Annotated in this window: 21 protein-coding genes; 9 read left to right on the plus strand and 12 right to left on the minus strand. The window is 65.4% G+C overall.

The window, feature by feature from the left end; translation table 11 throughout:
- Nucleotides 1–46: 46 nt before the first annotated feature.
- Nucleotides 47–739 carry a DUF805 domain-containing protein gene (locus ASC75_RS08365; protein ID WP_055973001.1) on the minus strand — a complete coding sequence of 231 codons (693 nt, stop codon included), beginning with the start codon at nt 737–739 and terminating at the stop codon, nt 47–49.
- Nucleotides 740–1,021: 282 nt separating this feature from the next.
- Between ASC75_RS08365 and ASC75_RS08370 the strand changes: the two genes are divergently transcribed.
- A complete protein-coding gene (locus tag ASC75_RS08370; protein ID WP_055973003.1) occupies nt 1,022–2,926 on the plus strand; it encodes an ABC transporter ATP-binding protein/permease in 1,905 nt (634 codons plus the stop codon).
- A gap of 7 nt (nt 2,927–2,933) precedes the next feature.
- On the opposite strand, the gene ASC75_RS08375 is transcribed toward ASC75_RS08370, so the two are convergent.
- Nucleotides 2,934–3,395: a hypothetical protein gene (locus tag ASC75_RS08375; protein WP_055973007.1), complete on the minus strand. Its 462-nt coding sequence runs from the start codon at nt 3,393–3,395 to the stop codon at nt 2,934–2,936.
- 13 nt (nt 3,396–3,408) lie between these two features.
- Complete coding sequence (locus ASC75_RS08380; protein WP_055973009.1) at nt 3,409–3,795, minus strand: DUF6152 family protein; 387 nt, start codon at nt 3,793–3,795, stop codon at nt 3,409–3,411.
- A 145-nt stretch (nt 3,796–3,940) separates the two neighbouring features.
- Here ASC75_RS08380 and ASC75_RS26865 point away from each other — a divergent pair, with 145 nt between their 5' ends.
- The 4 genes from ASC75_RS26865 to ASC75_RS08395 all read left to right on the plus strand — a co-directional run bounded on the left by ASC75_RS26865 (nt 3,941) and on the right by ASC75_RS08395 (nt 7,704).
- Nucleotides 3,941–4,075 (plus strand): hypothetical protein, encoded by a 135-nt coding sequence (locus ASC75_RS26865; protein WP_280137933.1) that lies wholly within the window; start codon nt 3,941–3,943, stop codon nt 4,073–4,075.
- A gap of 109 nt (nt 4,076–4,184) precedes the next feature.
- A complete protein-coding gene (locus tag ASC75_RS08385) occupies nt 4,185–5,219 on the plus strand; it encodes an aspartate-semialdehyde dehydrogenase (RefSeq protein WP_055973012.1) in 1,035 nt (344 codons plus the stop codon).
- 174 nt (nt 5,220–5,393) lie between these two features.
- Nucleotides 5,394–6,641 carry a glycosyltransferase gene (locus ASC75_RS08390; RefSeq protein WP_055973015.1) on the plus strand — a complete coding sequence of 416 codons (1,248 nt, stop codon included), beginning with the start codon at nt 5,394–5,396 and terminating at the stop codon, nt 6,639–6,641.
- Nucleotides 6,642–6,798: 157 nt separating this feature from the next.
- The gene (locus ASC75_RS08395) at nt 6,799–7,704 is read left to right on the plus strand and encodes a bestrophin family ion channel (RefSeq protein ID WP_055973017.1); all 906 of its coding nucleotides are present in this window, start codon (nt 6,799–6,801) and stop codon (nt 7,702–7,704) included.
- Here the strand turns inward: ASC75_RS08395 and ASC75_RS08400 are convergent.
- The 4 genes from ASC75_RS08400 to ffh form a co-directional block, all read right to left on the minus strand.
- Nucleotides 7,695–8,216 (minus strand): cupin domain-containing protein, encoded by a 522-nt coding sequence (locus ASC75_RS08400; RefSeq protein ID WP_055973021.1) that lies wholly within the window; start codon nt 8,214–8,216, stop codon nt 7,695–7,697. The genes ASC75_RS08395 and ASC75_RS08400 overlap by 10 nt on opposite strands.
- A 166-nt stretch (nt 8,217–8,382) precedes the next feature.
- Nucleotides 8,383–8,775 carry a 30S ribosomal protein S16 gene (gene rpsP, locus ASC75_RS08405; RefSeq protein WP_055973024.1) on the minus strand — a complete coding sequence of 131 codons (393 nt, stop codon included), beginning with the start codon at nt 8,773–8,775 and terminating at the stop codon, nt 8,383–8,385.
- Between the two features lie 55 nt (nt 8,776–8,830).
- Nucleotides 8,831–9,157 carry a chorismate mutase gene (locus ASC75_RS08410; RefSeq protein ID WP_055973027.1) on the minus strand — a complete coding sequence of 109 codons (327 nt, stop codon included), beginning with the start codon at nt 9,155–9,157 and terminating at the stop codon, nt 8,831–8,833.
- A 10-nt stretch (nt 9,158–9,167) separates the two neighbouring features.
- The gene (gene ffh, locus ASC75_RS08415; RefSeq protein ID WP_055973029.1) at nt 9,168–10,748 is read right to left on the minus strand and encodes a signal recognition particle protein; all 1,581 of its coding nucleotides are present in this window, start codon (nt 10,746–10,748) and stop codon (nt 9,168–9,170) included.
- Between the two features lie 398 nt (nt 10,749–11,146).
- Here ffh and ASC75_RS08420 point away from each other — a divergent pair, with 398 nt between their 5' ends.
- Nucleotides 11,147–12,823, plus strand: a complete 1,677-nt coding sequence (locus tag ASC75_RS08420; protein ID WP_055973032.1) for an EAL domain-containing protein — start codon at nt 11,147–11,149, stop codon at nt 12,821–12,823.
- Between the two features lie 49 nt (nt 12,824–12,872).
- On the opposite strand, the gene ASC75_RS08425 is transcribed toward ASC75_RS08420, so the two are convergent.
- The gene (locus ASC75_RS08425) at nt 12,873–13,478 is read right to left on the minus strand and encodes a DUF1236 domain-containing protein (RefSeq protein WP_055973035.1); all 606 of its coding nucleotides are present in this window, start codon (nt 13,476–13,478) and stop codon (nt 12,873–12,875) included.
- Nucleotides 13,479–13,594: 116 nt separating this feature from the next.
- Nucleotides 13,595–14,830 carry an NAD(P)/FAD-dependent oxidoreductase gene (locus tag ASC75_RS08430; RefSeq protein WP_055973038.1) on the minus strand — a complete coding sequence of 412 codons (1,236 nt, stop codon included), beginning with the start codon at nt 14,828–14,830 and terminating at the stop codon, nt 13,595–13,597.
- Nucleotides 14,831–14,997: 167 nt separating this feature from the next.
- Here ASC75_RS08430 and ASC75_RS08435 point away from each other — a divergent pair, with 167 nt between their 5' ends.
- Nucleotides 14,998–15,816 (plus strand): lytic transglycosylase domain-containing protein, encoded by an 819-nt coding sequence (locus ASC75_RS08435; protein WP_055973041.1) that lies wholly within the window; start codon nt 14,998–15,000, stop codon nt 15,814–15,816.
- Nucleotides 15,817–15,944: 128 nt separating this feature from the next.
- The gene (locus tag ASC75_RS08440) at nt 15,945–16,463 is read left to right on the plus strand and encodes a hypothetical protein (RefSeq protein ID WP_055973044.1); all 519 of its coding nucleotides are present in this window, start codon (nt 15,945–15,947) and stop codon (nt 16,461–16,463) included.
- A 146-nt stretch (nt 16,464–16,609) separates the two neighbouring features.
- Here the strand turns inward: ASC75_RS08440 and ASC75_RS08445 are convergent, their stop codons facing one another.
- Both ASC75_RS08445 and ASC75_RS08450 read right to left on the minus strand, forming a co-directional pair.
- A complete protein-coding gene (locus tag ASC75_RS08445; protein ID WP_055973048.1) occupies nt 16,610–17,827 on the minus strand; it encodes an argininosuccinate synthase in 1,218 nt (405 codons plus the stop codon).
- A 284-nt stretch (nt 17,828–18,111) separates the two neighbouring features.
- The gene (locus tag ASC75_RS08450; RefSeq protein WP_055973097.1) at nt 18,112–20,415 is read right to left on the minus strand and encodes a Tex family protein; all 2,304 of its coding nucleotides are present in this window, start codon (nt 20,413–20,415) and stop codon (nt 18,112–18,114) included.
- Nucleotides 20,416–20,778: 363 nt separating this feature from the next.
- Here ASC75_RS08450 and ASC75_RS08455 point away from each other — a divergent pair, with 363 nt between their 5' ends.
- A complete protein-coding gene (locus ASC75_RS08455) occupies nt 20,779–21,135 on the plus strand; it encodes a DUF423 domain-containing protein (protein WP_055973051.1) in 357 nt (118 codons plus the stop codon).
- Between the two features lie 4 nt (nt 21,136–21,139).
- On the opposite strand, the gene ASC75_RS08460 is transcribed toward ASC75_RS08455, so the two are convergent.
- The gene (locus ASC75_RS08460; RefSeq protein WP_055973054.1) at nt 21,140–22,552 is read right to left on the minus strand and encodes a helix-turn-helix transcriptional regulator; all 1,413 of its coding nucleotides are present in this window, start codon (nt 22,550–22,552) and stop codon (nt 21,140–21,142) included.
- Nucleotides 22,553–22,690 lie beyond the last annotated feature (138 nt).

Raw genomic sequence — 22,690 nt, forward strand, 5'->3', positions numbered from 1 at the left:
GGGAAGTGACGAGCTGCTTCCAGCCTTCTTCGGGAATGACCCTAGTCTAGGCGGCCGGGACGTGAGGTGCTGGAACCTTCACCCCTGCTGGCACCGGCCCCCATTTGTTGTCGCTCTTCTGCGACGGCAGCAGCGAAAACACCAACAGGCTGAGCCCGCCGACATAAGGCAGCAGGATCAGCAGGCAGAACCATCCGGACAGGCCGAGGTCGTGTACCCGGCGAACGGTCATGGCGATGCAGGGCAACAGCGCCGCCAGCACGAACAGGCCGGGCAAGGCCAAGCCGGCGATAGGCTCCTCCAGCCCGGCACCGAGCGACCCGTCGATGGCAAAGCCCACGGTCGAAAGCACGACGACCGAAATCGCCCAGAACAGGTAGAAACCCCAATATTCCTTGCGCCGGGCGCGACCCCTGAAATTGGCGTAGCTTTCAGTCAATGCGCGCCGGAAATAACTCCACAGGCCGGTCGAGGACGATATGGGTTCGAGGGCGAAGCGGCCGAAATGTTGCGGCACGGTCGCTGCCACCGGCTCGGGCGAAGCTGTGGCGGGCGCGGCACGAATGACGAACACCTCGCACGCCTGGCCGCCGCTCGGCTGGAACTCGACCGGAACGCCCTTGCTCGTCGTCGCCGCGTGCCTGAGATCCTCGCGGGCGAAGGTGTAGCGATTGCCGTCGGCTCCATCGATGAAACCGAAGCCCTGAGCCTCGTCATAGTGCAGAACGTCCCCGCGCATCCGTCGTCCTCGTGATCGAAGCCAAGAGTGTTCCAAACCCGGCTGCGCCGCAAGCACGGCGAGGGTCGCGGCGAACAGTTGCCCTGCAGCAACGCTCGCGATGCATTGATTAGCCGGTAACCACATGTTGACTGTGAAATGTTCAACTCATGTTACCCTTCAACAGCAAATGGGCACTGGGGCAGGAAAACAGTGATTCGGGTCGACAGACCTCGATATCCATCGGTGAACAGATGGCGTCGCGGCGCCGCAAGGCCGCCTCCCCTGACGCCGGTTTCGGCGATGCGCAACTTCTGGGGCCTGATGCGGGCCTACTGGTTGTCGGAGCGCTGGAGGGAAGCCTGGGGGCTGACGCTGGTGATAGCCCTCCTCACCGCACTTTCCAGCAAGGCCAGCGTCTGGATGGCCGAAGCCTCCGGTGAGTTGGTCAACTCGATTGCCTTCTTCCACGACCCGACGAACCTGACGCCGCTGGCGTCTCTGCTTACCAGTGCCGGCACGCTGCTTCTTCTCGTGCTGATCAAGGATGCGGGCTTTACCGGCATCCGCCATCTCTTCTCCACCACATTGCACCGAAAGTGGCGAGGCTGGCTCAACAGCCGCTTCAACGCCGCCCTGCTCGACGGCAACCACACCCATTTCCATGTCCAGCACGGCGGCGTCGACGACGCGGGTGTCGGCACCCCGCCCCCCGACAACATCGACCAGCGCGTCCAGGATTCGATCAAGGGCATGACCGGCGGCGCGATCGGCCTGGCCATGGGCGTGATGAGCGTTGCCGCCTCTCTGTTCTTCGTCGGTCAGAAGCTGCTGGAAACCTCGACCTCGGTGCGCGGGCTGGAATTTCTCGGCAACTACGGCAGCTTCATCCTGGCGCTCGGCGCGGTCGCCGCCTATGTCCCGCTCAACACCTACATCGCCATCAAGCTGGGCGGGCTGATGGAACGGCTGAGCATCAGGATGCAGCAGGCCGAAGGCAGCTACCGCGGCGAACTCACCACCTTCCTGCGCCGCAGCTTCCACGTCGCGGCCTCGCGCGGCGAAAGCGTGCAGCGGTCGATGCACGACCGGCTCTATCTCGACATCGACAAGACATGGGGGCGGCTCAACACGGTCAATGCCGGCTACATGTCGTTCGAGCTGATCTACAACTTCGTCGCCGCCCGCTTCGTCGCCTATGGTCCTGGCCTGCTGCCCTACATGCACGGCCAGATCAACCTGAAGGGCTACATCACCGGCGCCGAGCTGGTGAACTCGCTGATCAGCCAGTGCTCGTGGTTCATCCACGTCATGCCGGCGATCGCCACGCTGAAGGCCAACAGCCAGCGCGTCATCAACCTCGCCAAGGCCATCGAGAACGTCCAGCGGCCACAGGAATTCTACGGCCTCACCGGCCATTCCGATTTCAGCCATGGCGGCCAGAACGCGATCTTCGGCCTGACCGTGCGCAATCTCGAACTGATGCACCGGGGCAGCGACGCAACGCCGTTCCTGACGGTATCGAACCTGCGTTTCCGCCGCGGCGAGTGGACCTTCGTGCGCGGCGAATCCGGCTGCGGCAAGACATCGCTGGTCAAGGCGATCAACGGGCTGTGGCCATATGGCCGAGGTACCGTCATCCATCCCGATGGCGTGAAGTCCTTCTACGCCACGCAGGACGTCAAGCTGCCGCAGGTGTCACTGAAGCAGCTGGTCTGCCTGCCGGGCAGCGCCGACGAGCATTCGGAGGCCCGCGTTGCGGTCGCCCTGCACAAGGCCGGCCTCGGCGATTTCATCGAGCATCTCGGCGAGGAGATGCGCGAGGGCAAGATCTGGGACCAGGTGCTTTCGGGCGGGCAGAAGCAGAAGCTGGTCGTGGCCCGCATCCTCCTGCTCCAGCCCGGCCTGCTGTTCCTTGACGAGGCCGCCTCCGCGCTCGACCCTGAGGCCAAGATCGCCTTCCACCAGGCGATCAAGGACAACTGCCCCGATGCCACCGTGATCAGCATCATGCACGAGACCACCCCGCCGAAATCGGCGATGGGGCAGGAATTCTACGACAGCGTCGTAACCATCGCCGACGGCGTCGCCACCAAGCAGGCGCATGTCGGCCTGCCCGTCGAGCTCACCGAGCTCCTGGCGCAACCCTTGCCCGCCGAGGAGTGGCCGCCGCTGCGCTTCCCCCGGATCAAGCTGAAGGAGAAGTAACAGCTGCTCACTGGAACCCGATGAAGCGGCCGCACAGCAGGACGGCAGACCACAACATGACGGAGATTGCGGCAAGCGCGCGTGAAGCCACCCGACGGCCGTTCGCGCCACGCCCCTTGTCGACAGCGGCGAAGACCGCGAAATTGGCGCCGGCAAGCACGATAAGGGCCATCTTGGCGAGAAACACCGGCATCTGCGCATAGTACGACGCGCGCACCGAAAACAGCACGAGGCCGCTCAGCACGGCCAGCGCGAAAGCCGAGAAGGCAAGCCGCCGCAGCAGTGCCACGAAGGGGCGCTCCGGCAGGGCGCGGAAGGCGCCGAGGATGCGCAGGTCCATAAGCGCAACCGACGTGAGCAAGGCGCCTATGGCGGCGATATGGACCGCATTGACCACCGGGTAGGCGAAATACGAGGTCTTGAGCAGCTTGACGGCGTCGAGCTGTTCGATGGCCTGCAGCGGCTCCACGCCCGGGGTCCGCTCAGCTCGGCGGCACGCGATCCGAATAGACATCGTAGGTCTTTCCGTTGACGACGATCCGGACCGCCTTCATGCGTTTTTCGGTTTCGTCACGCGAGCGGTTTCCGATCGCGGTGACCTCGTCGCCTTTTTGCGCGACCTCGTCGCTGAAGCCCGCCGCGATCGTTCGCGCCGGCGGGGCGAGCTCGACGCGCCAGATGTCGCCCTCGACATCGACGTCGAGCGTGGCATGCGGATTGCCGATATAGATTTCGGCGATGACGCCCTTGAGCTCGAAAAAGCCGTCCTGGGTCCAGGACCAGCCGTGATGGGCGAGTGCCGGCAGCGAGAACATGGCGGCCGCAGCCAGCGTGGCAGCGATGGGGACGCGTTTCGACAGGATTTCCATGGGGCTCCTCCGTCAATCGATCCACGGCGGAGCCTAGGCGGCAGGCGACAAAGGTCAAATCACAAGCGCCGGAGGCCGACAGCCGCACCCCGATTGACTCTCCACGCAAACCGGCTAAAAGCGGCGGCGAACAGGGAACCCTCCGATGCGCGGCCTCTTGATGGCGCTTTTCGCATTCGACTTCCCCGGCCACGATGCCAACCATCGTGCCGGGCGCGCAGCCGCGTCCCTGCTTTCGACCAAAACCATGGCCAAAACCACCACCACCAAAACGGTGTGATTTCCCTTGGCCTGCTCACCCTCTCCCGGGTCCGGCCCGGGGGATGAAGCCCGCAACGGCCAGCGGGTTTTCTCCAGAAGCGAGCGGAGAGGGACAGGAGATTTTCGATATGGGTTTCAAGGTTGCAGTCGTCGGCGCCACGGGCAATGTCGGCCGGGAAATGCTCAACATCCTCGAAGAACGCGGCTTTCCGGTCGATGAGGTCGTGGCACTGGCCTCGCGCCGCTCGCTCGGCACCGAAGTGTCGTTCGGCGACAAGACGCTGAAGGCCAAGGTTCTCGACACTTACGACTTCTCCGACACCGACATCTGCCTGATGTCGGCCGGCGGCAACATTTCCAAGGAATGGTCGCCCAGGATCGGCAAGCAGGGCTGCGTCGTCATCGATAACTCGTCGGCCTTCCGCTACGACCAGGACGTGCCGCTGATCGTGCCGGAAGTGAACCCCGACGCCATTGCCGGCTTCTCGAAGAAGAACATCATCGCAAATCCGAACTGCTCGACCGCCCAGCTGGTCGTCGCACTCAAGCCGCTGCATGACGCCGCCACGATCAAGCGCGTCGTCGTCGCCACCTACCAGTCCGTTTCGGGCGCCGGCAAGGAAGGCATGGACGAGCTGTTCACCCAGACGCGCGCCGTCTTCGTCGCCGATCCGGTCGAAGCCAAGAAGTTCACCAAGCGCATCGCCTTCAACGTCATCCCGCACATCGACGTCTTCATGGAGGACGGCTACACCAAGGAAGAGTGGAAGGTGATGGCCGAGACCAAGAAGATGCTCGACCCCAAGATCAAGCTGACCGCTACCGCCGTGCGCGTGCCGGTGTTCATCGGCCACTCGGAAGCCGTCAACATCGAGTTCGAAAAGCCGATCACCGCCGACGAGGCACGCGACATCCTGCGCGAGGCGCCGGGCTGCCTGGTCATCGACAAGCGTGAGGATGGCGGCTACGCCACCCCGCTCGACTCGGCCGGCGAAGACGCAACCTACATCTCGCGCATCCGCGAGGATTCGACCGTCGACAACGGTCTGTCGATGTGGATCGTCTCCGACAATCTGCGCAAGGGCGCAGCCCTCAACACCGTGCAGATCGCCGAGCTCCTGGTCGAGCGCGGCCTGATCTCGCCGAAGAAGAAGGCGGCCTGAGGCCAGCCTCGGAAAAGTGCCGCGTCGGGCCGGGCCCGCGACGCGGCATGACATGATTTGATCCCGGGGCGTTCGCCGCCCCGGTATCGCCCCAAGCTTGATTCCGAAGTCGTCTCCGGTAGATTAGCATTGCCTGAAGGGCGGTGCGGGCTGCAACGATCGGGATCTCCAGCCATGGCGCGTGACAGCCTGGACGGCGCGCAGCACAGCGCTGCGACAGCCGCTACCGACCGGGACCGCCCGCTCCGCATCCTCATGACCAATGCCGTCCTGACCGGCCGCAGCGGCACGGAAACCCTGGTCCGCGACATGGTGCTGGCTTTGCGCCGCCGCGGCCACTCGGTCGCCACCTTCGCACCGGTGACCGGCCCGGCAGCAGCCGAGATCCGCGCCACGGGCTCACCCGTGGTGACATCCCTGGCGACGCTCGGCGAAGTGCCCGACGTCATCCACGGCCACCACACGGGCCCAACGATCGCCGCCCTCGTCCGTTTCCCCGGCACACCGGCGGTGTTTGCCTGCCATGACTTCGCCAGCCACCAGGATGCGCCTCCCGTCCACCCCCGCATCAGGCGCTATCTCTATGTACGCAGCGTGCTGCGCGGGCGGCTCGTCGACGAAAATGGCCTGCCGCCGTCACGCGTCACCTGCTGGCCGAACACCATCGACCTCAATCGCGTCGGCCCCGCCGCACCGGCTCCGGCGAAGCTGCGCACGGCGGCGATTTTCGCTCACCCGGGCGCCATCCCCTTCGCCGGCCTGATTGCCCAGGCCAGCGAACGACACGGCATCGACTTCCGCGGCGAACTGGTGACAAAGGCCGCCGACGATGTCGTCAAGCGCCTCGAGGGTGTCGACCTCATCTTCGCCAGCGGGCGAATGGCGCTCGAGGCGCTGGCCAGCGGCCGTGCCGTCATCAACGCCGACCGGTTCGGCATCGGCGGCCTGGTGACCATGCAACGGCTCGACGATTTTGCTGCCATCAATTTTGCCTATGGCGCGCTGTCCGAAGCAGCGTCACCGGAGTGCCTCGACCGCGAGATCGTCGCTTACCGGGCTGACGACGCGGCCGGCGTGACACGCCACGTCAGGCAAAACCTCAACAGCGACGAAGGCGCGCGGCAGCTCGAAGCGATCTATCGCGCGGTCCTTTCCGAGCGGGACTGGCCCCGGAAGCTCCCATCCGAGGAAGACCTGGCGCTGGCCGCGATCCTCGAGACATTCGTCCAGCAGAACCGCATCTTCGACACCCGCTTCGTCAAGCTGCGCGAAGGCGTGGGACCAAGCGAGGAGTTTGGTTTCGCCATGGGCGAGCTCTCGGGCCAGGCCGCCGAACTGGCAACCGAGATTCGCAAACTTCGCCGCGGCGGCCCGCTTCGCAGCTTTTTCGCACTGCTGACGGGCAGGAACACGCGCCGCTGAACGCTGTCCGGCCCTATAAAGGGCGACAAACCGCATCCAACCGCCAAGTGACTGAATCTTTTCGACGAAACTTGCACGGGTGTCGCATTTTGAGATGACTTCCCGGCAGCCTTGGGCGCACTATGCGGCCTCACGGCACCCGGAGGTTTCCGCCCGCATGATCGTCCGTCCCCGCACCGGCCTGCTGAAACTGTTCTTCGTCATGCGCGGCTCGGTCGTGCCGCGCATCCTGCCGCAGATCTTCGGCTTCGCGCTCTACGGCGCCGTAGTGGTGGCGACGATCAAGGCGCTCGATCTCAACCTCGGCGATGCCGGGGTCGCGCCCTTCGCCCTTCTCGGCGTCGCGCTGTCGATCTATCTCGGGTTCCGCAACAACGCCGCCTACGACCGCTGGTGGGAGGCGCGTAAACTTTGGGGTCAGCTGGTCTTCGAGATCAGGAACCTGGCGCGCGCCGCCAACGCGATGATTTCGGACCGCGACGAGCTGCGGCCCTTCCTGATGGATGCGCTAGCTTTCTGCCATTTCCTGCGCGGCGAACTGCGCCGCGTCGACACCCGCGACGCAGCCCGTCCCTTCATCGGCGACGCCGTCGACGAGATCCATGCCGCCGCCAACAAGCCCGACGCCACGATCCGCCGCATGGGGACAAGGCTCGCCGTGCTCAAGCGCGCCAAGGCGCTGGAAGCCATGGACTACCGCATCCTCGACGAGCGGCTGTCGGCCATCGCCGCCCTGCAGGCCGGCTGCGAGCGCATCATGGGCACGCCCCTGCCCTTCGCCTACACGCTGCTTCTGCAGCGCACGGCTTACGTCTTCTGCCTGCTGCTGCCCTTCGGCCTGGCCGCCTCCGCAGGCTGGGCGACGCCGCTATTCACCGCGCTGATCGCCTACACCTTCTTCGGCCTCGACGCGCTGTCGGAAGAACTGGAGGACCCCTTCGGCATGGAGGCCAACGACCTGGCGCTCGACGGGCTCTGCCGGGTCTGCGAGATCTCGGTGTTCGAGGCGCTGGGCGAAACCCCGCCGCCGATGCTGGCAGCGGAGAACTTCTTCTACTCCTGAGGGCGCCCAGCCGGGGAAGCGGTCGTGTCGATGCCCTCCCAGTAGTCCATCGTCGCCGACATGCGGTAGCCCTCGCCGGTCAGCCGGACGCTGACGCGGCCGGAATCGGGATAGACGATGACATCGTTGGGATTGCGCTCGCCGATGATGAGATAGCGGCAGGGCTCGCTCGTGTGGTTGAACAGCGAATGCCCGACCTTCTGCCCGGCGGGAAAACAGACATAGTCGCCGGCCTTCATGACATAGGCGCGTGCGCCGAGCCTGAGCGTCAGCACGCCCTCGAGGATGTAGGCGTGTTCCTCTTCGAGCATGTGATAGTGCGACGGGTTGGTTTCCTTGCCCGGCGCGAGTTCCTCCAGCGCCACGCCGACATGGTCGCCGCCGCCGAAACTGGAGAGGTGCCTGAAGCTCGAACCGAAGCGTTCGCCCTGGGAAAAGGCCTCGAGCGGCACCGTTTCCGCTGCGAAAGGCTCGGATATGCCGTCGGCATTGATCGACGTGCTGCTGGTCATCGCCTGCTCCTCCTGGCCCCGCCTCGCAAAGGTGGCGCGACGGGGCGAAACGGTCAAGCGACCGCTGGCGGCCAGGATTCTGTCCGCCGGCCCGGCTGAAACAGATGCAAAACGAAAACGGCGGGCCTTTCGGCCCGCCGTTTCGCATTCACTGTTGAGGTGAAAATTATTCTGCCGAAGCCTCGGCCGGGGCAGCAGCGGCAGCGGCGATCGCGGCGGCTGCATCGTCCTGGGCCTTCTTCAGGGCGGCGAGACGCTCCTGGGCCTTCTTGCCCGGCTCACCCTTGGTCGGGTTCGAACGGGCATCGCGCGTCACGACGCCGGCCTGGTCGAGGAAACGGGCAACGCGGTCGGTCGGCAGGGCGCCGTTCGACAGCCAGTGCTTGGCGCGGTCGGCGTCGAGCTTGACGCGGTCGCCGTCCTTGGGCAGCAGCGGGTTCCAGGCGCCGATCGCCTCGATGAAGCGGCCGTCGCGCGGGCTGCGGGCGTCGGCGATGACGATGTGGTAGTAGGGGCGCTTCTTGGAGCCGGCGCGGGCCAGGCGGATCTTAAGGGACATTGTCTTACTCCTGAGTAGTTCTGTCTTGGGTTTGGTCTGTTCTGCTTGTTCCGCCTCAGGCGGAGGTAGTCCTCTCTGAGCCACCGTTATGTTCGGCGGCCAGCATTTCGTGATGCCGGATGACCTCGCGGATGATGAAGTTGAGGAACTTCTCTGCGAAATCCGGATCGAGATGGGCGTCGTCGGCCAGACGGCGCAGGCGCTCGATCTGGGTCTGCTCGCGCGCCGGATCGGCCGGCGGCAGGCCATGCGTCGCCTTGAGCACGCCCACCGCCTTGGTGCAGCGGAAGCGCTCTGCCAACATGTGGATCAGGGCGGCGTCGATGTTGTCGATCGAAGCACGCAATTCCTGGAGCTGTGCCTGCGGGGTGATGTCGGTCATCGCGCGCTCCTCACTTCTTCTTGCCAAGGCCGGGCAGGCCGCCGCCGAGACCCGGAAGCTTCATGCCGCCGGGCAGGCCAGGCAAACCGCCGCCCATGCCGGGCATGCCGCCGGGAAGGCCCTTGAGGCCGCCGCCGAGACCGGCGGCTTCCGCCTGCTTCTGCAAGGCTTCGAGCTGCTTGGGATCCATCTTGGACAGGTCTGGCATGCCGCCGCCTGGCATCATGCCGCCGAGGCCCATCTTGGAGGCGAGGCCGCCCATCATGCCGCGCATGAGGCCGCCGCCCTTGCCCTTGCCGCCCATGGCCTTCATCATGTCGGCCATCTGGCGATGCATCTTGAGCAGCTTGTTGATTTCGGCTGCGTCGGTGCCGGAACCGGCCGCGATGCGCTTCTTGCGCGAGTGCTTGAGGACGTCGGGATTGGCGCGCTCGGCCTTGGTCATCGACGAGATGATGGCGATCTGGCGCCCGAACATCTTGTCGTCCAGGCCAGCCGCAGCCATCTGGTCCTTCATCTTGCCCATGCCCGGCATCATGCCCATGATGCCGCCCATGCCGCCCATCTTCTGCATCTGGCCAAGCTGGTCGGCGAGGTCGTTCAGGTCGAACTTGCCCGACTGCATCTTCTTGGCCATCGCCGCGGCTTTTTCCGCGTCGATGTTTTCGGCGGCCTTCTCGACGAGGCTGACGATGTCGCCCATGCCGAGGATGCGGTCGGCGATGCGCTTGGGATAGAACTCCTCCAGCGCTTCCATCTTTTCGCCGACGCCGATCAGCTTGATCGGCTTGCCGGTGACGGCACGCATCGAAAGTGCTGCACCGCCACGGCCGTCGCCGTCCATGCGGGTCAGCACGAGGCCGGTGATGCCGACGCGGTCATCGAAATTCTTGGCGAGGTTGACCGCGTCCTGGCCGGTCAGCGAATCGGCGACGAGCAGGATCTCGTGCGGGTCCGACACCTTGCGGATGTCGGCCATCTCGGCCATCAGCGGCTCGTCGATATGGGTGCGGCCGGCGGTATCGAGGATGACCACGTCATGGCCGCCGAGCTTGGCCGCCTGGACGGCGCGCTTGGCGATGTCGACCGGCGACTGGCCGGCGATGACGGGAAGGGTGGCGACCTTGGTCTGCTCGCCGAGCTGGCGCAGCTGCTCCTGCGCGGCCGGACGGCGCGTGTCGAGCGAGGCCATGAGCACTTTCTTGCCCTGGCGCTCGGTCAGCCGCTTGGCGATCTTGGCCGAGGTCGTGGTCTTGCCCGAGCCCTGCAGGCCGACCATCATGACGACGACGGGCGCCGGCGCGTTGAGATCGATGGCGACTCCTTCGGAGCCGAGCATCTCGACCAGCTCGTCATGGACGATCTTGACGACCATCTGCCCGGGCTTGATCGATTTCAGGACCGCCGCACCGACGGCCTTCTCGCGGACCCGGTCGGTGAAGGAACGCACGACTTCGAGTGCGACGTCGGCCTCGAGCAAGGCACGACGAACCTCGCGCAGGGCAGCCGAGACATCGGCTTCCGACAGCGCGCCACGGCCGGTCAGGCCGTTGAGGATCGATCCAAGTCGCTCTTGCAGCGATTCAAACATTCAACTTCCCTTCTCTCAGCCAACCGGTGTCGAACCGAGAGGTAATGCCTCCGCGCGCGCGAACCAAACCAAAAAGCACCCGGGGGCGCACTGCGCTGCCGGGTGTTGGCCTCCGGGATCGTTTTGTACCGCTATGGGTGTCCCGGTCGGCCGCTCGGAGTGGAACTCGTCGCGGAATTTGTGGGCTGTAGACAGGAAAAAGGCCGGGGAGTCAAGAGAAGGCACGCTTTCGGCCATTCGCGGCCTGACGGTCAATCCCTGTTAAGACTTGCCCTTTAGTGTGCCGCCTGCCGGGGGGCTTCATATGCTTTGTTTAGGGATGTTTTGCCACCATGTGTGACCATGCGGCCGGCTCGCATGTCGTATCCCCGGGAGGCGATCGCATTTCCGACTCGCCGTTGGGCGGATTTGTCGAAAACATCGAATTCGCCCTGGTCGTGATCGACGCCGCAGGAAACATTACCTTCGTCAACAAGTCCGCCGAGCGCATGTTCGGCTACACCAGGTCCGACATGGTCGGCCGCACGCTCGACCTGATCATTCCGCCCAGGCTGCGCGGCGCCCACAACGCCGGCATCGCCCGCGTCGGCTCCGGCACCCCGTCGAAACTGACCGGCAAGACGGTCGAAGTCGCAGCGCTTCGGCGCGACGGCAGCGAATTCCCGATCGAACTGTCGCTTTCGGTCTGGCATGGGCAGGACGGCGTGTCGATGGGCGGCATGATCCGCGACATCTCCGACCGGCGGCAGCGCGACATGCGCCTGCATCGCCTTGCCCACCAGGACACGCTGACCGGCCTGCCGAACCGTTTCCAGTTCGACATGCGGCTCGAGGAAGCGCTCGCCGCCGGCGAGCGGACGGCCGTGCTGCTGATCGATCTCGACGGCTTCAAGAAGGTCAACGACACGCTCGGTCACGCCACCGGCGACACGCTGCTGCAGGCGCTCGCCGTGCGGCTGCCGGCAGCGCTCGAGGCCAACGCCATGGTGGCCCGCCTCGGCAGCGACGAGTTCGCCGTATTGTTGCGCGGGATCGACGATCCCTCTGCCGGCGAGGCGGCCGCAGGCAGCCTGCTACGGTCGTTCGAAAAGCCTTTCGAGATCGGCGACCACCTGGTCAAGCTCGGCGTCAGCATCGGCGGCGCCATGGCCCCCGGCGACGGCAGCGATGCCGAGGAATTGCTGGCCAGCGCCGACCTCGCGCTCTACCGGGCACGGAAGCAGGGCAATTCCTACCGCATGTTCGAACCGGGCATGCGCAACGCGGTCGCTGCCCGCCGGGCCTTGCAGGACGAATTGTTGCGGGCGATCGGCGCCGGCGAGTTCGTGTTGCACTACCAGCCGCAGGTATGCCTGGAGAGCGGCAAGGTGCTGGGCGCCGAGGCGCTGTTGCGCTGGAACCACCCTTCGCGCGGGCTGCTCGAGCCTGCCGATTTCCTCGCCGTGCTTGAATCGCATTCCGGCGCGCTGACCGTCGGCGGCTGGATCCTCGACGAGGCCTGCCGGCAATCGGCGGAATGGCGAGCCCACGGGCTGGCCCCTATCTCCATGGCGGTCAACCTGTTTGCGGCGCAGGTCAATGCCGGAAATCTGGCGGAAACCGTGTTGACGACGCTGGCCCGTCACGGGCTGCCGGCCGAAGCCCTCGAACTGGAAGTGACCGAGACCATCGCCCTCGACCACGAAGAGCGCACGGTGGCGCCGTTCCGCAAGCTGGGGGAGGCGGGCGTCGGGCTTGCCTTCGACGATTTCGGTACCGGCCATGCGGCACTCAGCACCATCAAGCGCTTTCCGCTGACGCTGCTCAAGATCGACCGCAGTTTCATCCGCGACATGCTGAGCCAGCCGCAGGATGCCGCGATCGTGCGCGCGGTGCTCGGCATGGCCAGGGACATGGGCTTGGCCGTCGTCGCCGAGGGCATCGAAACCCGGGCGCAGGAAGCGGCCCTCTACGCCATGGGCTGCCGGGTCGGACAAGGCTACCTCTATTCCAGGGCGCTGCCGGCGGCGGATTTCGAACAGTTGATGAAACGCTCGGCCAAGGCCGCCGGCAAGAAGCTGCCGCGCCGGCGTTGAGGCGGACTTGAAAGGAGACCGCCGGACAGGTGCCCGGCGGCCGCTTCACTCAGCGCATCACATAGACGACGCGCCGCGTCGACGGTTCGACCAGCACCGGCTGGCCGTTCACATAGACATAGCGGTACTCGGAATCGGGGATTTCAGTCAGTTCGACCGTATCGGGCAACCCGGCGCCGACGACCACTTCACCGTCCAGATAGACCGGTTCGATCCGGTGGTCCGTCACATAGGTGCGAACCTCCATGGGGGGCTCGATGGCAGGCATGGCTTCGCCGGCGACGATCGCGCCCGTCGTCCCGTCTATGACGACATCGGCGGCAGCGGCGGGCGGATCAACGACGATCACGCCGGAATCGGCCGGGCGCGCGGAAAGCACGACCTGCTGGCCGCCGAAATCGCCGACCAGATAGTCGGAATAGACCCAGCCATCGCCGCCTGAATCTGCGACGCTGCACCATTTGCTGCTCTCAAGGCAGCCACGCAGGGTGGTGGCCTGGCCGGCACCGATGACGCCGACGACCGGATATTGCGGGCCGGGGCCGGCGCGGACATTGAGATCGGTCGCGGCCTGGACCGCGACATCTGCAAATGACGGGCCGGAGAAGGCGAGAAGCGCGCCCGCCACAGCGGGAAACAACAGCTTGGTTTTCATCTTTTCGCTCCGTTTTCTTGGTCCCTCAGGAGGCGAAAACGGGCCAAACAGCGGTCAGTTCCGATCCAGCAGACCGGTAGCGCTCACGAATTGTAGCCGTTTCACACGTGGCGGCGTCACGCCGCGAGTTGCGCGACGATCTGCCTGGCCACCGCTTCGCCCGACAGCCGGGCGCCGCCGCAGGTCTGGATCAGCGGTCCTGCAAGGTGCTCGCCGGCGAAGAAAATGCGCTCGCCAACCGGCTGCATCAGCGCCGAGCGTGCGCCTGACCGCCCTGGCCGGGCCGCCGCATAGGCACCCCTGACATAACGCTCGCCGCCCCAGTTGGTCATCATCGCGCGGCCGACATGCCTGCGGGTGTCGTTGCCGAAGATCTCGCACAGCCGGTCGGTGGCAAAATCGATCCCGGCAGCCTCGCCGGCAGCCGACAGCTCCCAGGCAAAGTCGCCGCCGACAAAGCCGACCATCAGGTCGAGATCGAACGGGAAGCTGAGGAAATAGATGTCGTGCCGCGCCGTGCGCTCGACCAGCAGGTCGTCGAACGGGTCGAGCCCAAGGCGGCTGCCGCTGATTTCAACCGGCAGCTTTGTCAGCATGCCCATCGGCAAATCGAAGAACGCGGCCATGTGGCTGTCGGGGAGCGCGGGCGCAAAGACGATCTCCTCGAAGGCCAGCACCCCGGGCGAGGCCGTGACGATGGCAACGCTGGCGCGCAACGTGCCCCGGTCGGTAAGACAGGACACACCGGCGCCGTCCCAGTCGATCCGGGTCACCGGCGTGGCGAGTTCGACCGGCACGTCGGCACCGAAAAGCGCCACCAGCGCACCAAAACCCTCCCTGGTGAAGTAGTTGGGATCGAGGTCGGCGGCATTCCTGAAGTCGGCGATGGAGATCTCGTCCTCGTCGGCACCGAAGTCCATCGGGCCGCAGAAGGTGGCGGCGGCGCGCGACGACCGCCCCTTGGCCAGCAGTGCACCGAGACGGTCGTCGGTGTCGCTGTGGCTTTCGAGCAGCGCTGCCATTGCGGCGTCGGCTGCCTTGACCTCGGCTTCCTCCGCCTCGCTCGCCTTGCGGTTGCGGTAATAGAGATGGTCGATGTTCATGTCGTGGTGATGCATCGTCCAGCCGGCGGCCTGCGCCTCGGCGAAATAAGGGTTGCGGTCGGCGGCGTGCAGCCAGGCACAGCCTATGTCGAAGGGCACGCCGAAATGCCGGTTGCTGGTCCAGGCGCGGCCGCCGATGCGGTCCATCGCCTCCAGCACCTTGAAGCTCAAACCGGCCGAACGCAGCACTTTTGCCGCCGAAAGGCCGGCAGAACCGGCGCCGATGATCACAACATCGACATCTTTCATCGTTTTTCCCCGCTCTCGCCACATTCACTGCTTGATCGTATGCGAGATTTTTGCCACCAGCCATTGCAAGACGGTGGGGACGTAAACGCCTTCTTAACGATGACAAGAGAGCGTTCGGCTGGCAACATCCCTCCCAGGGGAATGATTCAGGCATCAGGAGAACGGGCATGGCAATTCTTGCCAAGGTGAAGACTTTTGCTGCAGCCTCCGCCGTTCTGGCGGTCACGGCGAGCGGCGCATATGCTGCCCAGTGCGGCAACAACGCGGGCGGCTTCGAGGCATGGAAAGCCGATTTCGCCCAGGAAGCGGCGGCCAACGGCATCAAGGGCAACGCGCTCAACGCGTTCGCCAAGACGACCTACGCCACCAAGACCATTTCCGCCGACCGCAACCAGAAGAGCTTCAAGCTCTCGCTCGACCAGTTCATGGCCAAGCGCGGCGGCAAGACCATCGCCTCCAAGGGCAAGACCATCAAGAAGCAGAACGCGGCGCTGTTCCAGAGCATCGAGGCGCGCTACGGCGTTCCGGCCGGCCCGCTGATCGCGATCTGGGGCATGGAAACCGGCTTCGGCAGCTTCCTCGGCAACCAGCACACGCTGTCGGCCGTGGCGACGCTTGCCTATGATTGCCGCCGTTCTGAATATTTCACCGATCAGCTCTATGCCGCGCTCAAGCTCGTCCAGAGCGGCACGCTGGCGCCCAACGCCATCGGCGCCGCCCATGGCGAAATCGGCCAGACCCAGTTCCTTCCCGTCAACGTGCTGAAGTTCGGCGCCGACGGCGACGGCAACGGCAAGATCGACATGGTCCGCTCGAAGGCCGACGCACTGGCCTCGACGGCCAACTTCCTCCGCGGCCACGGCTGGAGCGCCGGTGGCGGCTACCAGCCCGGCCAGGCCAATTTCGGCGCCCTGCAGGGCTGGAATGCGGCCAGCGTCTACCAACAGGCCATCGCCATCATCGGCGCCGAGATCGACGGCAACTGACGCCTGAGGCCTGACGCGACCCTGTCAGGAGACATTTCCGGCGCACTGGCAAAGCCAGCACCTCGGACGCAGAATGAAAAAGCCCGGTGCCTGCACCGGGCTTTCTCGATGCGGACGAGGATCTTGTCATGAACAGCCAGAGCGGCCTGCCCGCCGATCTCTCGCGCTTCGGCAATGTCGAAGGCTACTCCCATTACCCAAAGTCAGTGACACCGGGCCTGCCCGCGCCCGCCGGCGGCGGCCTGCTCAAATGGTACGACATCGCCGAAGCGGAAGCGCCGGTGACACACAAAACCAGCGCAATGGCTCAACGCTTCCTGGCCGCCGAGACGGCAACCGGTCGCCTCAACCTCAAGGGCGAGCTGGGTTTCGTCATCCTGCACCGCTGCGGCGGCGATTTTCACTTCCTGCTGGTCAGTTCGTGGCGCAATGCCAACGAGATGTGGGAGACGGTCTACGCCAAGACGGCGGAGGCCGCCGACTTCTCACTGTTTGCGCTGCCCGGCCCGCACCGCGCCACCTTCTGCGTCTGGGAGCTTGCCGCTGTGAACCACGAGCGGCTGGCCTTCAGCCGCTACCTCCATTCGGCGCGCGATGACGCGGCCAAGCGGGCCTATCTCGGCGATATGTATCAGGGTGGGGCTTGAGCCTCGTTCCTTCTCCCCGTTCACGGGGAAAAGGTGGCCCAACGGTGCTGGATGAAGGGCAGCACGAACTCCTGAGAGGCTTGCTCCACCCCTCATCTGCCTGCCGGCATCTCTTCTCCCCGCAAGCGGGGAGAAGATAGCTGTCATCACCTGTTGCGCGCAGCCAGCGTGCGCAGGCGCAGGGCGTTGAGCTTGATGAAACCGGCAGCGTCCTTCTGGTCGTAGGCGCCCTGGTCGTCCTCGAAGGTGACCAGCTTGTCCGAGTAGAGCGACTTGGCGCTCTCGCGACCAATGACCATGACGTTGCCCTTGTAGAGCTTGAGGGTGACTTCGCCCTCGACGTCCTTCTGGCTGAGGTCGATTGCCGCCTGCAGCATCTGGCGCTCAGGCGAGAACCAGAAGCCGTAATAGATCAGCTCGGCATAACGCGGCATCAGCTCGTCCTTAAGGTGCGCGGCACCACGGTCGAGCGTGATCGACTCGATGGCGCGGTGCGCCGAAAGCAGGATCGTGCCGCCGGGGGTCTCGTAGACGCCACGGCTCTTCATGCCGACGAAGCGGTTTTCGACCAGGTCGAGACGGCCGATGCCATTGTCGCGGCCATAGTCGTTGAGCTTGGCCAGCAGCGTCGCCGGCGACAGGCGCTCGCCGTTGATCGAGACGGCATCGCCCTTTTCGAAGCCGACCTTGATGATGGTCGCCTTGTCGGGCGCCGCCTCAGGGGAAATCGTGCGCATGTGCACGTATTCGGGCGCCTCGACGGCTGGATCTTCCAGAACCTTGCCCTCGGAGGACGAGTGCAAGAGGTTGGCGTCGACGGAGAAGGGGGCCTCGCCCTTCTTGTCCTTGGCAACCGGGATCTGGTGCTTTTCGGCGAAATCGAGCAGGTCGGTACGGCTCTTGAACGACCAGTCGCGCCACGGCGCGATGATCTTGATGTCGGGGTTGAGCGCATAGGCCGACAGCTCGAAGCGGACCTGGTCGTTGCCCTTGCCGGTGGCGCCGTGGGCAATGGCGTCGGCGCCAGTCTTGCGGGCGATGTCGACGAGGTGCTTGGAGATCAGCGGGCGGGCGATCGAGGTGCCGAGCAGGTAAACGCCTTCATAGACAGCGTTGGCGCGGAACATCGGGAAGACGAAGTCGCGGACGAATTCCTCGCGCACGTCCTCGATGAAGATCTCCTTGATGCCGAGCATCTCGGCCTTCTTGCGCGCCGGCTCGAGCTCCTCGCCCTGGCCGAGATCGGCGGTGAAGGTGACGACCTCCGCGTTGAGCTCGGTCTGCAGCCACTTCAGGATGATGGAGGTATCGAGGCCGCCTGAATAGGCGAGCACGACCTTCTTGACGTCTTTCCACTTGGACATGGGATCACGGCACCTTTCGCAAGCGGCCCAAGGCCGCGTTTTCCCGGGCTTTCTAAGCACGAACGGCGAGCCGGGCAAGGGCGATCATGCCGCTGGGAGAGGAGGGGGCTGCTGGTTGCCGACAGGTCGCCACCCACTCCGGCCCATCGGGCCACCTCTCCCCCGTTCGACGGGGGAGAGGAAACGCTGCCGCGCCGACACATCTCCAGCCTGGGTTCCTCGCCCCACAACGTGGGGAGAGGTGCCGAGCGAAGCGAGGCGGAGAGGGGGAGCGCCGAGCGCTCCTACTTCCGCTTCATAGCCTCGAGCAGCGCCGCGCCGAAGGCGCCTTGCTGTTCCGGCTTGTTCTGCGGCGGCTTTGACGAGGCAAACTTCATGTCGCGGGGCTTGGCCAGTGCCGCCGACCTCGGTGCCGCTTCGCCGCCGTCCTTGCGCATGGTCAGCCCGATGCGCTTGCGCGGAATGTCGACCTCGACGACGCGGACTTTCACCACGTCGCCGGCCTTCACCACCTCATGCGGGTCCTTCACGAACTTGTCGGCCAGCTGCGAGACGTGGACGAGGCCATCCTGGTGCACGCCGATGTCGACGAAGGCGCCGAAGGCCGCGACGTTGGTGACGGTGCCCTCGAGCAGCATGCCCGGCTTCAGGTCCTTGATGTCGTCGACGCCGTCAGCGAAGGTCGCGGTCTTGAAGCCCGGGCGCGGGTCGCGGCCCGGCTTTTCCAGCTCCGCGATGATGTCGCGCACCGTCGGCAGGCCGAAACGCTCGTCGACGAACGCACGCGGATCAATCGCTTTCAACGCTGCACTGTCGCCCATCAGCTGGCGCAGGTCGCGGCCGCAGGACGCAACGATCTTTTTCGCCACGCCATAGGCTTCGGGGTGAACCGAAGAGGCGTCGAGCGGCTCCTTGCCGTCGCGGATGCGCAGGAAGCCGGCGCATTGCTCGAAGGCGCGCTGGCCGAGGCGCGGCACAGCGAGCAGGTCGCGGCGCGTGGCAAAGGCACCCGAGGCATCGCGATGCGCGACGATCGACTCGGCGAGCGACGGCCCGAGGCCTGAGACGCGGGCGAGAAGGGGGGCGGACGCCGTGTTGAGATCGACGCCGACGGCGTTCACCGCGTCTTCGACCACCGCCTCCAGCGAACGGCCGAGGCGATACTGGTCGACGTCGTGCTGGTACTGGCCGACGCCGATCGACTTGGGCTCGATCTTGACCAGTTCGGCGAGCGGATCCTGCAAGCGCCGCGCAATCGACACGGCACCGCGCAGCGACACGTCGAGATTGGGAAACTCGGCAGCCGCCGTCGCTGACGCCGAATAGACCGAGGCGCCAGCTTCGCTGACGATGACCTTGGTCGGCTTCGGCGACGGCAGGTCGTTGAGCAAGTCGGCGACCAGCCGCTCGGTCTCGCGGCTGCCGGTGCCGTTGCCGATGGCGATCAGCTCGACCTTGTGGCGGATGATCAGCCGAGCAAGCTCGGCCTGGGTGCCGCGCACGTCGTTCTTCGGCGGGAAGGGGTAGACGGTGGTGGTGTCGAGCACCTTGCCGGTGGCGTCGATGATAGCCACCTTGACGCCGGTGCGGATGCCCGGATCGAGGCCCATGGTGGCCCGCGACCCGGCGGGGGCAGCGAGCAAAAGGTCCTTGAGATTGCGCGAGAAGACGCGGATCGCCTCTTCCTCGGCCGCCTCGCGCAGGTCGCGCATCAGGTCGAGCGACAAGGACAGCGACAGCTTCACCCGCCAGGTCCAGCCGGCGACCTGCATCAGCCACTGGTCGCCCGGAAGCGTCGCGCCAATCTGGTAGGCGGCGGCGATCATGCGCTCCACCGGCTTGACCGGCGAAGTGTCGTCGGCGTCGATCTCGAGGTCGAGCGACAGCACGTCTTCGTTGCGGCCGCGCAGCATGGCCAGCGCCCGGTGGCTCGGCACCGAGGCCCAGCGTTCGGAATGATCGAAATAGTCCGAGAACTTGGCACCGGCCTCCTGCTTGCCGTCGACGACGCGGGCGCGCATCACCGCGCGCTCCTTCATGTGGGTGCGCAGGCGACCGAGCAGATCGGCGTTTTCCGAGATGCCCTCGGCGACGATGTCGCGCGCGCCTTCGAGCGCCGCCTTCACGTCGGCGACTTCACCAACGACGTAGGGCACAGCAAGCTCAGCCGGAACCTTGGAACGATCGGCGAGGATGGCCTCGGCCAGCGGTCCGAGCCCGCGCTCCCTGGCGATCTCGGCCTTGGTCCGGCGCTTGGGCTTGTAGGGCAGGTAGATGTCTTCCAATTCAGCCTTGGTGGTGACGCTGGCGATGCGGATCGCCAGGTCGTCGGTCATCTTGCCCTGGCCGGTGATGGATTCGACGATCGCTGCACGCCGCGCTTCAAGCTCGCGCAGATAACCCAGGCGCTCGGAGAGATCGCGCAGTTGGGTGTCGTCCAGTCCGCCGGTGACTTCCTTGCGGTAACGCGCGACGAAAGGCACGGTCGCGCCCTCATCGAGCAGTCCGACGGCGGCCACGACCTGCTCGGGCTTCGCGTTGATCTCGGCTGCGATGATCGCAGCGATTTTCCTGTTGTCGCCAGCCATGGAATCCTGGTGCCTGTTGAAGGGGTGCGCGAACATAGTGACTGCCGGCCAGAACGCCAAACGGGCATTTTCCCGCGCCATCTCAAGCTCCACAGAAAAGCGGCAAGGCTGCGGCAATCGGCGCGGGCAGAGGCAGAAGTTTGGCGGGCAGGCCCTGACCCACCCGGATATGATGGAAGGATACCCGCACCCCTGACCCCTGCCCACAAGGGGAGGGAGACTGCCGCAACGGCCCCTACCGCTTCATGCCCTCGTTAAGGCCTGGCCTGCGAAATCGGAGACAGTCGCGGGAAATTCCCCTCCTTGTGGGGAGGGGTTAGGGGTGGTGTAGCCACACGAACACAGCGCCTGAAGGAGCAAAAAATGAAATTCGACCGGGTCCTGTTTGCCGCTGGCGCGCTGTTCGGCGCGGCGGGCGTCGCGCTGTCGGCAGCAGCGAGCCACGGCGGCAGCACCAATGTCATGACCGCCGCCAACTTCCTGCTGTTCCATGCGCCTGCGCTGATCGCACTGTCCCTGGTGGCAGCCCAGAGCCGCATCCTGCACATCGGGACGGCCATCCTGCTGCTGGCCGTGCTGCTGTTCGCCGGTGACCTGCTCGCCCGCGACTATCTCGGCCAGCGGCTGTTTCCCTTCGCCGCTCCCATGGGCGGCACCGGCATGATGCTGGGCTGGCTGATGCTGGCAATCGGCGGGCTGTTCGCTCCAAGGAACAGCTAGAAGCCTAGCCGATCCGATACGGCAGCGGATGCCGGACATCCCTGTCGATCACCAGCCGGCGCTTGAGCGGCGGCACGGCGCGCTGCTGGCAATTGGTGCGCTCGCAGATGCGGCACGAGATGCCGATCGGGTCGAAGGCCGTCTTGCTGCCGAGCTCCAGCCCGTCGGCATAGACGAAGTCCTGGGCGTAGGCGACCTCGCAGCCGAGCGCGATGGCATAGCGCCGATGCGGCGCGTTGAAGCCGCCGCCGCCCTTTGAAATCTCAGTGGCGACGCAGAGATAGCGTGCGCCGTCCGGCGTCTCGGCCAGCTGGCGGATGATCCGGCCCGGCGTCTCGAAGGCCTGGTGCACGTTCCACAGCGGGCAAGCCGCGCCGAAACGGGCGAACTGCAGCTTGGCGGCGCTGTGGCGCTTGGTGATGTTGCCGGCGCGGTCGATACGGGCAAAGAAGATCGGCACGCCCTTGTGGCCCGGCCGCTGCAAGGTGCTGAGCCTGTGCGCGACCTGCTCGATCGAGGCGCCGAAATGCGCCGCCATCAGCTCCAGGTCATGACGCAACTCGCCGGCCGCGCGCATGAACGCCTGGTAAGGCAGGGTCAGCGCCCCGGCGAAATAGTTGCGCAGGCCCATCTTGCAGATCTCCAGCGCCTCGGCGGTGCGGAAATCGGCCGAACGCGCGATCTGCGCCACCTCGGTCTCCATTTCCATTTCGGCGACCTGGAAGGCGACCTGGAAACTGCGGGTGGCGAGCGGCGAGTATGGGTTGAGGAACAGCACCCCCGACTTGGCATCGAAGCGACGGAGCGCATCGTCATCGGCGTCGGCACGGGCGATGCGCACGCCGTGCCGGCTGTCCAGATGCTCGGCCAGCGCCGCATAGCTGTCGCGTTCGCCGATGCCGAGTTCGCCGGCCAGCCGCTCGGCCGCCACGTCGAGGGCATGGATGTAGTTGTCGACGAAATGGAAGAAGTCGCGCACTTCCTCATAGGGCGTCGGTTCGGTCAGGCCGACGCTCTTGCCCAGCGTGTCGTCGAGGCTCGCCAGCTGCTCCGAGTTGCGGCGATAGGCCTGGTGCGCCGAGATCAGCGCCCGGGCAAATCCCGGCGCGTTCTGCGTCACCAGCTTCAGCTCCTGCAGGTTCGGCGCGTAGTTCTCGAAGATCGGGTCGCTCAGGGCCTCGGTCAGCGCCGACAACAGCCGGTCGCCATCGCCTTGTGAAATCTCGGTGATGTCGATCTGGAACTTTTCGGCGAGCGCCAGCAGCACCGAGGCCGAGACCGGGCGCTGGTTGTTCTCGATCTGGTTGAGATAGCTGGTCGAAATGCCGATGCGCTCGGCGAAGCTCGCCTGCGTCGCCTTGTGGGTTTCGCGCAGCTCGCGCACCTTGCGGCCGATGTAGAGTTTGCGTGACGCCATGTTTGCAATTTCGCAATTTACAGTTTCTAGATTTGTATATTACGCTTTCGCACACTTTCAACTGTTTTCCTGCGCGCGCCGTGGGGCTATTGCGCCAACTTCGCTGCTTGCCGCCGACGCGGCGGGGAGCCATTGTTT

This window comes from Aminobacter sp. DSM 101952 (genome assembly GCF_001424795.1).
GTDB classification, from domain to species: domain Bacteria; phylum Pseudomonadota; class Alphaproteobacteria; order Rhizobiales; family Rhizobiaceae; genus Aminobacter; species Aminobacter aganoensis.

What these genes read in the sequence shown, in the direction of transcription:
- ASC75_RS08425 (WP_055973035.1), bottom strand. Translation starts at nt 13,478, where the DNA reads ATGAAAACCAAGCTGTTGTTTCCCGCTGTGGCGGGCGCGCTTCTCGCC.
- ASC75_RS08365 (WP_055973001.1), bottom strand. Translation starts at nt 739, where the DNA reads ATGCGCGGGGACGTTCTGCACTATGACGAGGCTCAGGGCTTCGGTTTC.
- rpsP (WP_055973024.1), bottom strand. Translation starts at nt 8,775, where the DNA reads ATGTCCCTTAAGATCCGCCTGGCCCGCGCCGGCTCCAAGAAGCGCCCC.
- ASC75_RS08430 (WP_055973038.1), bottom strand. Translation starts at nt 14,830, where the DNA reads ATGAAAGATGTCGATGTTGTGATCATCGGCGCCGGTTCTGCCGGCCTT.
- ASC75_RS26865 (WP_280137933.1), top strand. Translation starts at nt 3,941, where the DNA reads ATGCGCGGCCTCTTGATGGCGCTTTTCGCATTCGACTTCCCCGGCCAC.
- ASC75_RS08390 (WP_055973015.1), top strand. Translation starts at nt 5,394, where the DNA reads ATGGCGCGTGACAGCCTGGACGGCGCGCAGCACAGCGCTGCGACAGCC.
- ASC75_RS08385 (WP_055973012.1), top strand. Translation starts at nt 4,185, where the DNA reads ATGGGTTTCAAGGTTGCAGTCGTCGGCGCCACGGGCAATGTCGGCCGG.
- ASC75_RS08455 (WP_055973051.1), top strand. Translation starts at nt 20,779, where the DNA reads ATGAAATTCGACCGGGTCCTGTTTGCCGCTGGCGCGCTGTTCGGCGCG.
- ASC75_RS08410 (WP_055973027.1), bottom strand. Translation starts at nt 9,157, where the DNA reads ATGACCGACATCACCCCGCAGGCACAGCTCCAGGAATTGCGTGCTTCG.
- ASC75_RS08435 (WP_055973041.1), top strand. Translation starts at nt 14,998, where the DNA reads ATGGCAATTCTTGCCAAGGTGAAGACTTTTGCTGCAGCCTCCGCCGTT.
- ASC75_RS08380 (WP_055973009.1), bottom strand. Translation starts at nt 3,795, where the DNA reads ATGGAAATCCTGTCGAAACGCGTCCCCATCGCTGCCACGCTGGCTGCG.
- ASC75_RS08400 (WP_055973021.1), bottom strand. Translation starts at nt 8,216, where the DNA reads ATGACCAGCAGCACGTCGATCAATGCCGACGGCATATCCGAGCCTTTC.
- ffh (WP_055973029.1), bottom strand. Translation starts at nt 10,748, where the DNA reads ATGTTTGAATCGCTGCAAGAGCGACTTGGATCGATCCTCAACGGCCTG.
- ASC75_RS08440 (WP_055973044.1), top strand. Translation starts at nt 15,945, where the DNA reads ATGAACAGCCAGAGCGGCCTGCCCGCCGATCTCTCGCGCTTCGGCAAT.
- ASC75_RS08460 (WP_055973054.1), bottom strand. Translation starts at nt 22,552, where the DNA reads ATGGCGTCACGCAAACTCTACATCGGCCGCAAGGTGCGCGAGCTGCGC.
- ASC75_RS08450 (WP_055973097.1), bottom strand. Translation starts at nt 20,415, where the DNA reads ATGGCTGGCGACAACAGGAAAATCGCTGCGATCATCGCAGCCGAGATC.
- ASC75_RS08445 (WP_055973048.1), bottom strand. Translation starts at nt 17,827, where the DNA reads ATGTCCAAGTGGAAAGACGTCAAGAAGGTCGTGCTCGCCTATTCAGGC.
- ASC75_RS08395 (WP_055973017.1), top strand. Translation starts at nt 6,799, where the DNA reads ATGATCGTCCGTCCCCGCACCGGCCTGCTGAAACTGTTCTTCGTCATG.
- ASC75_RS08370 (WP_055973003.1), top strand. Translation starts at nt 1,022, where the DNA reads ATGCGCAACTTCTGGGGCCTGATGCGGGCCTACTGGTTGTCGGAGCGC.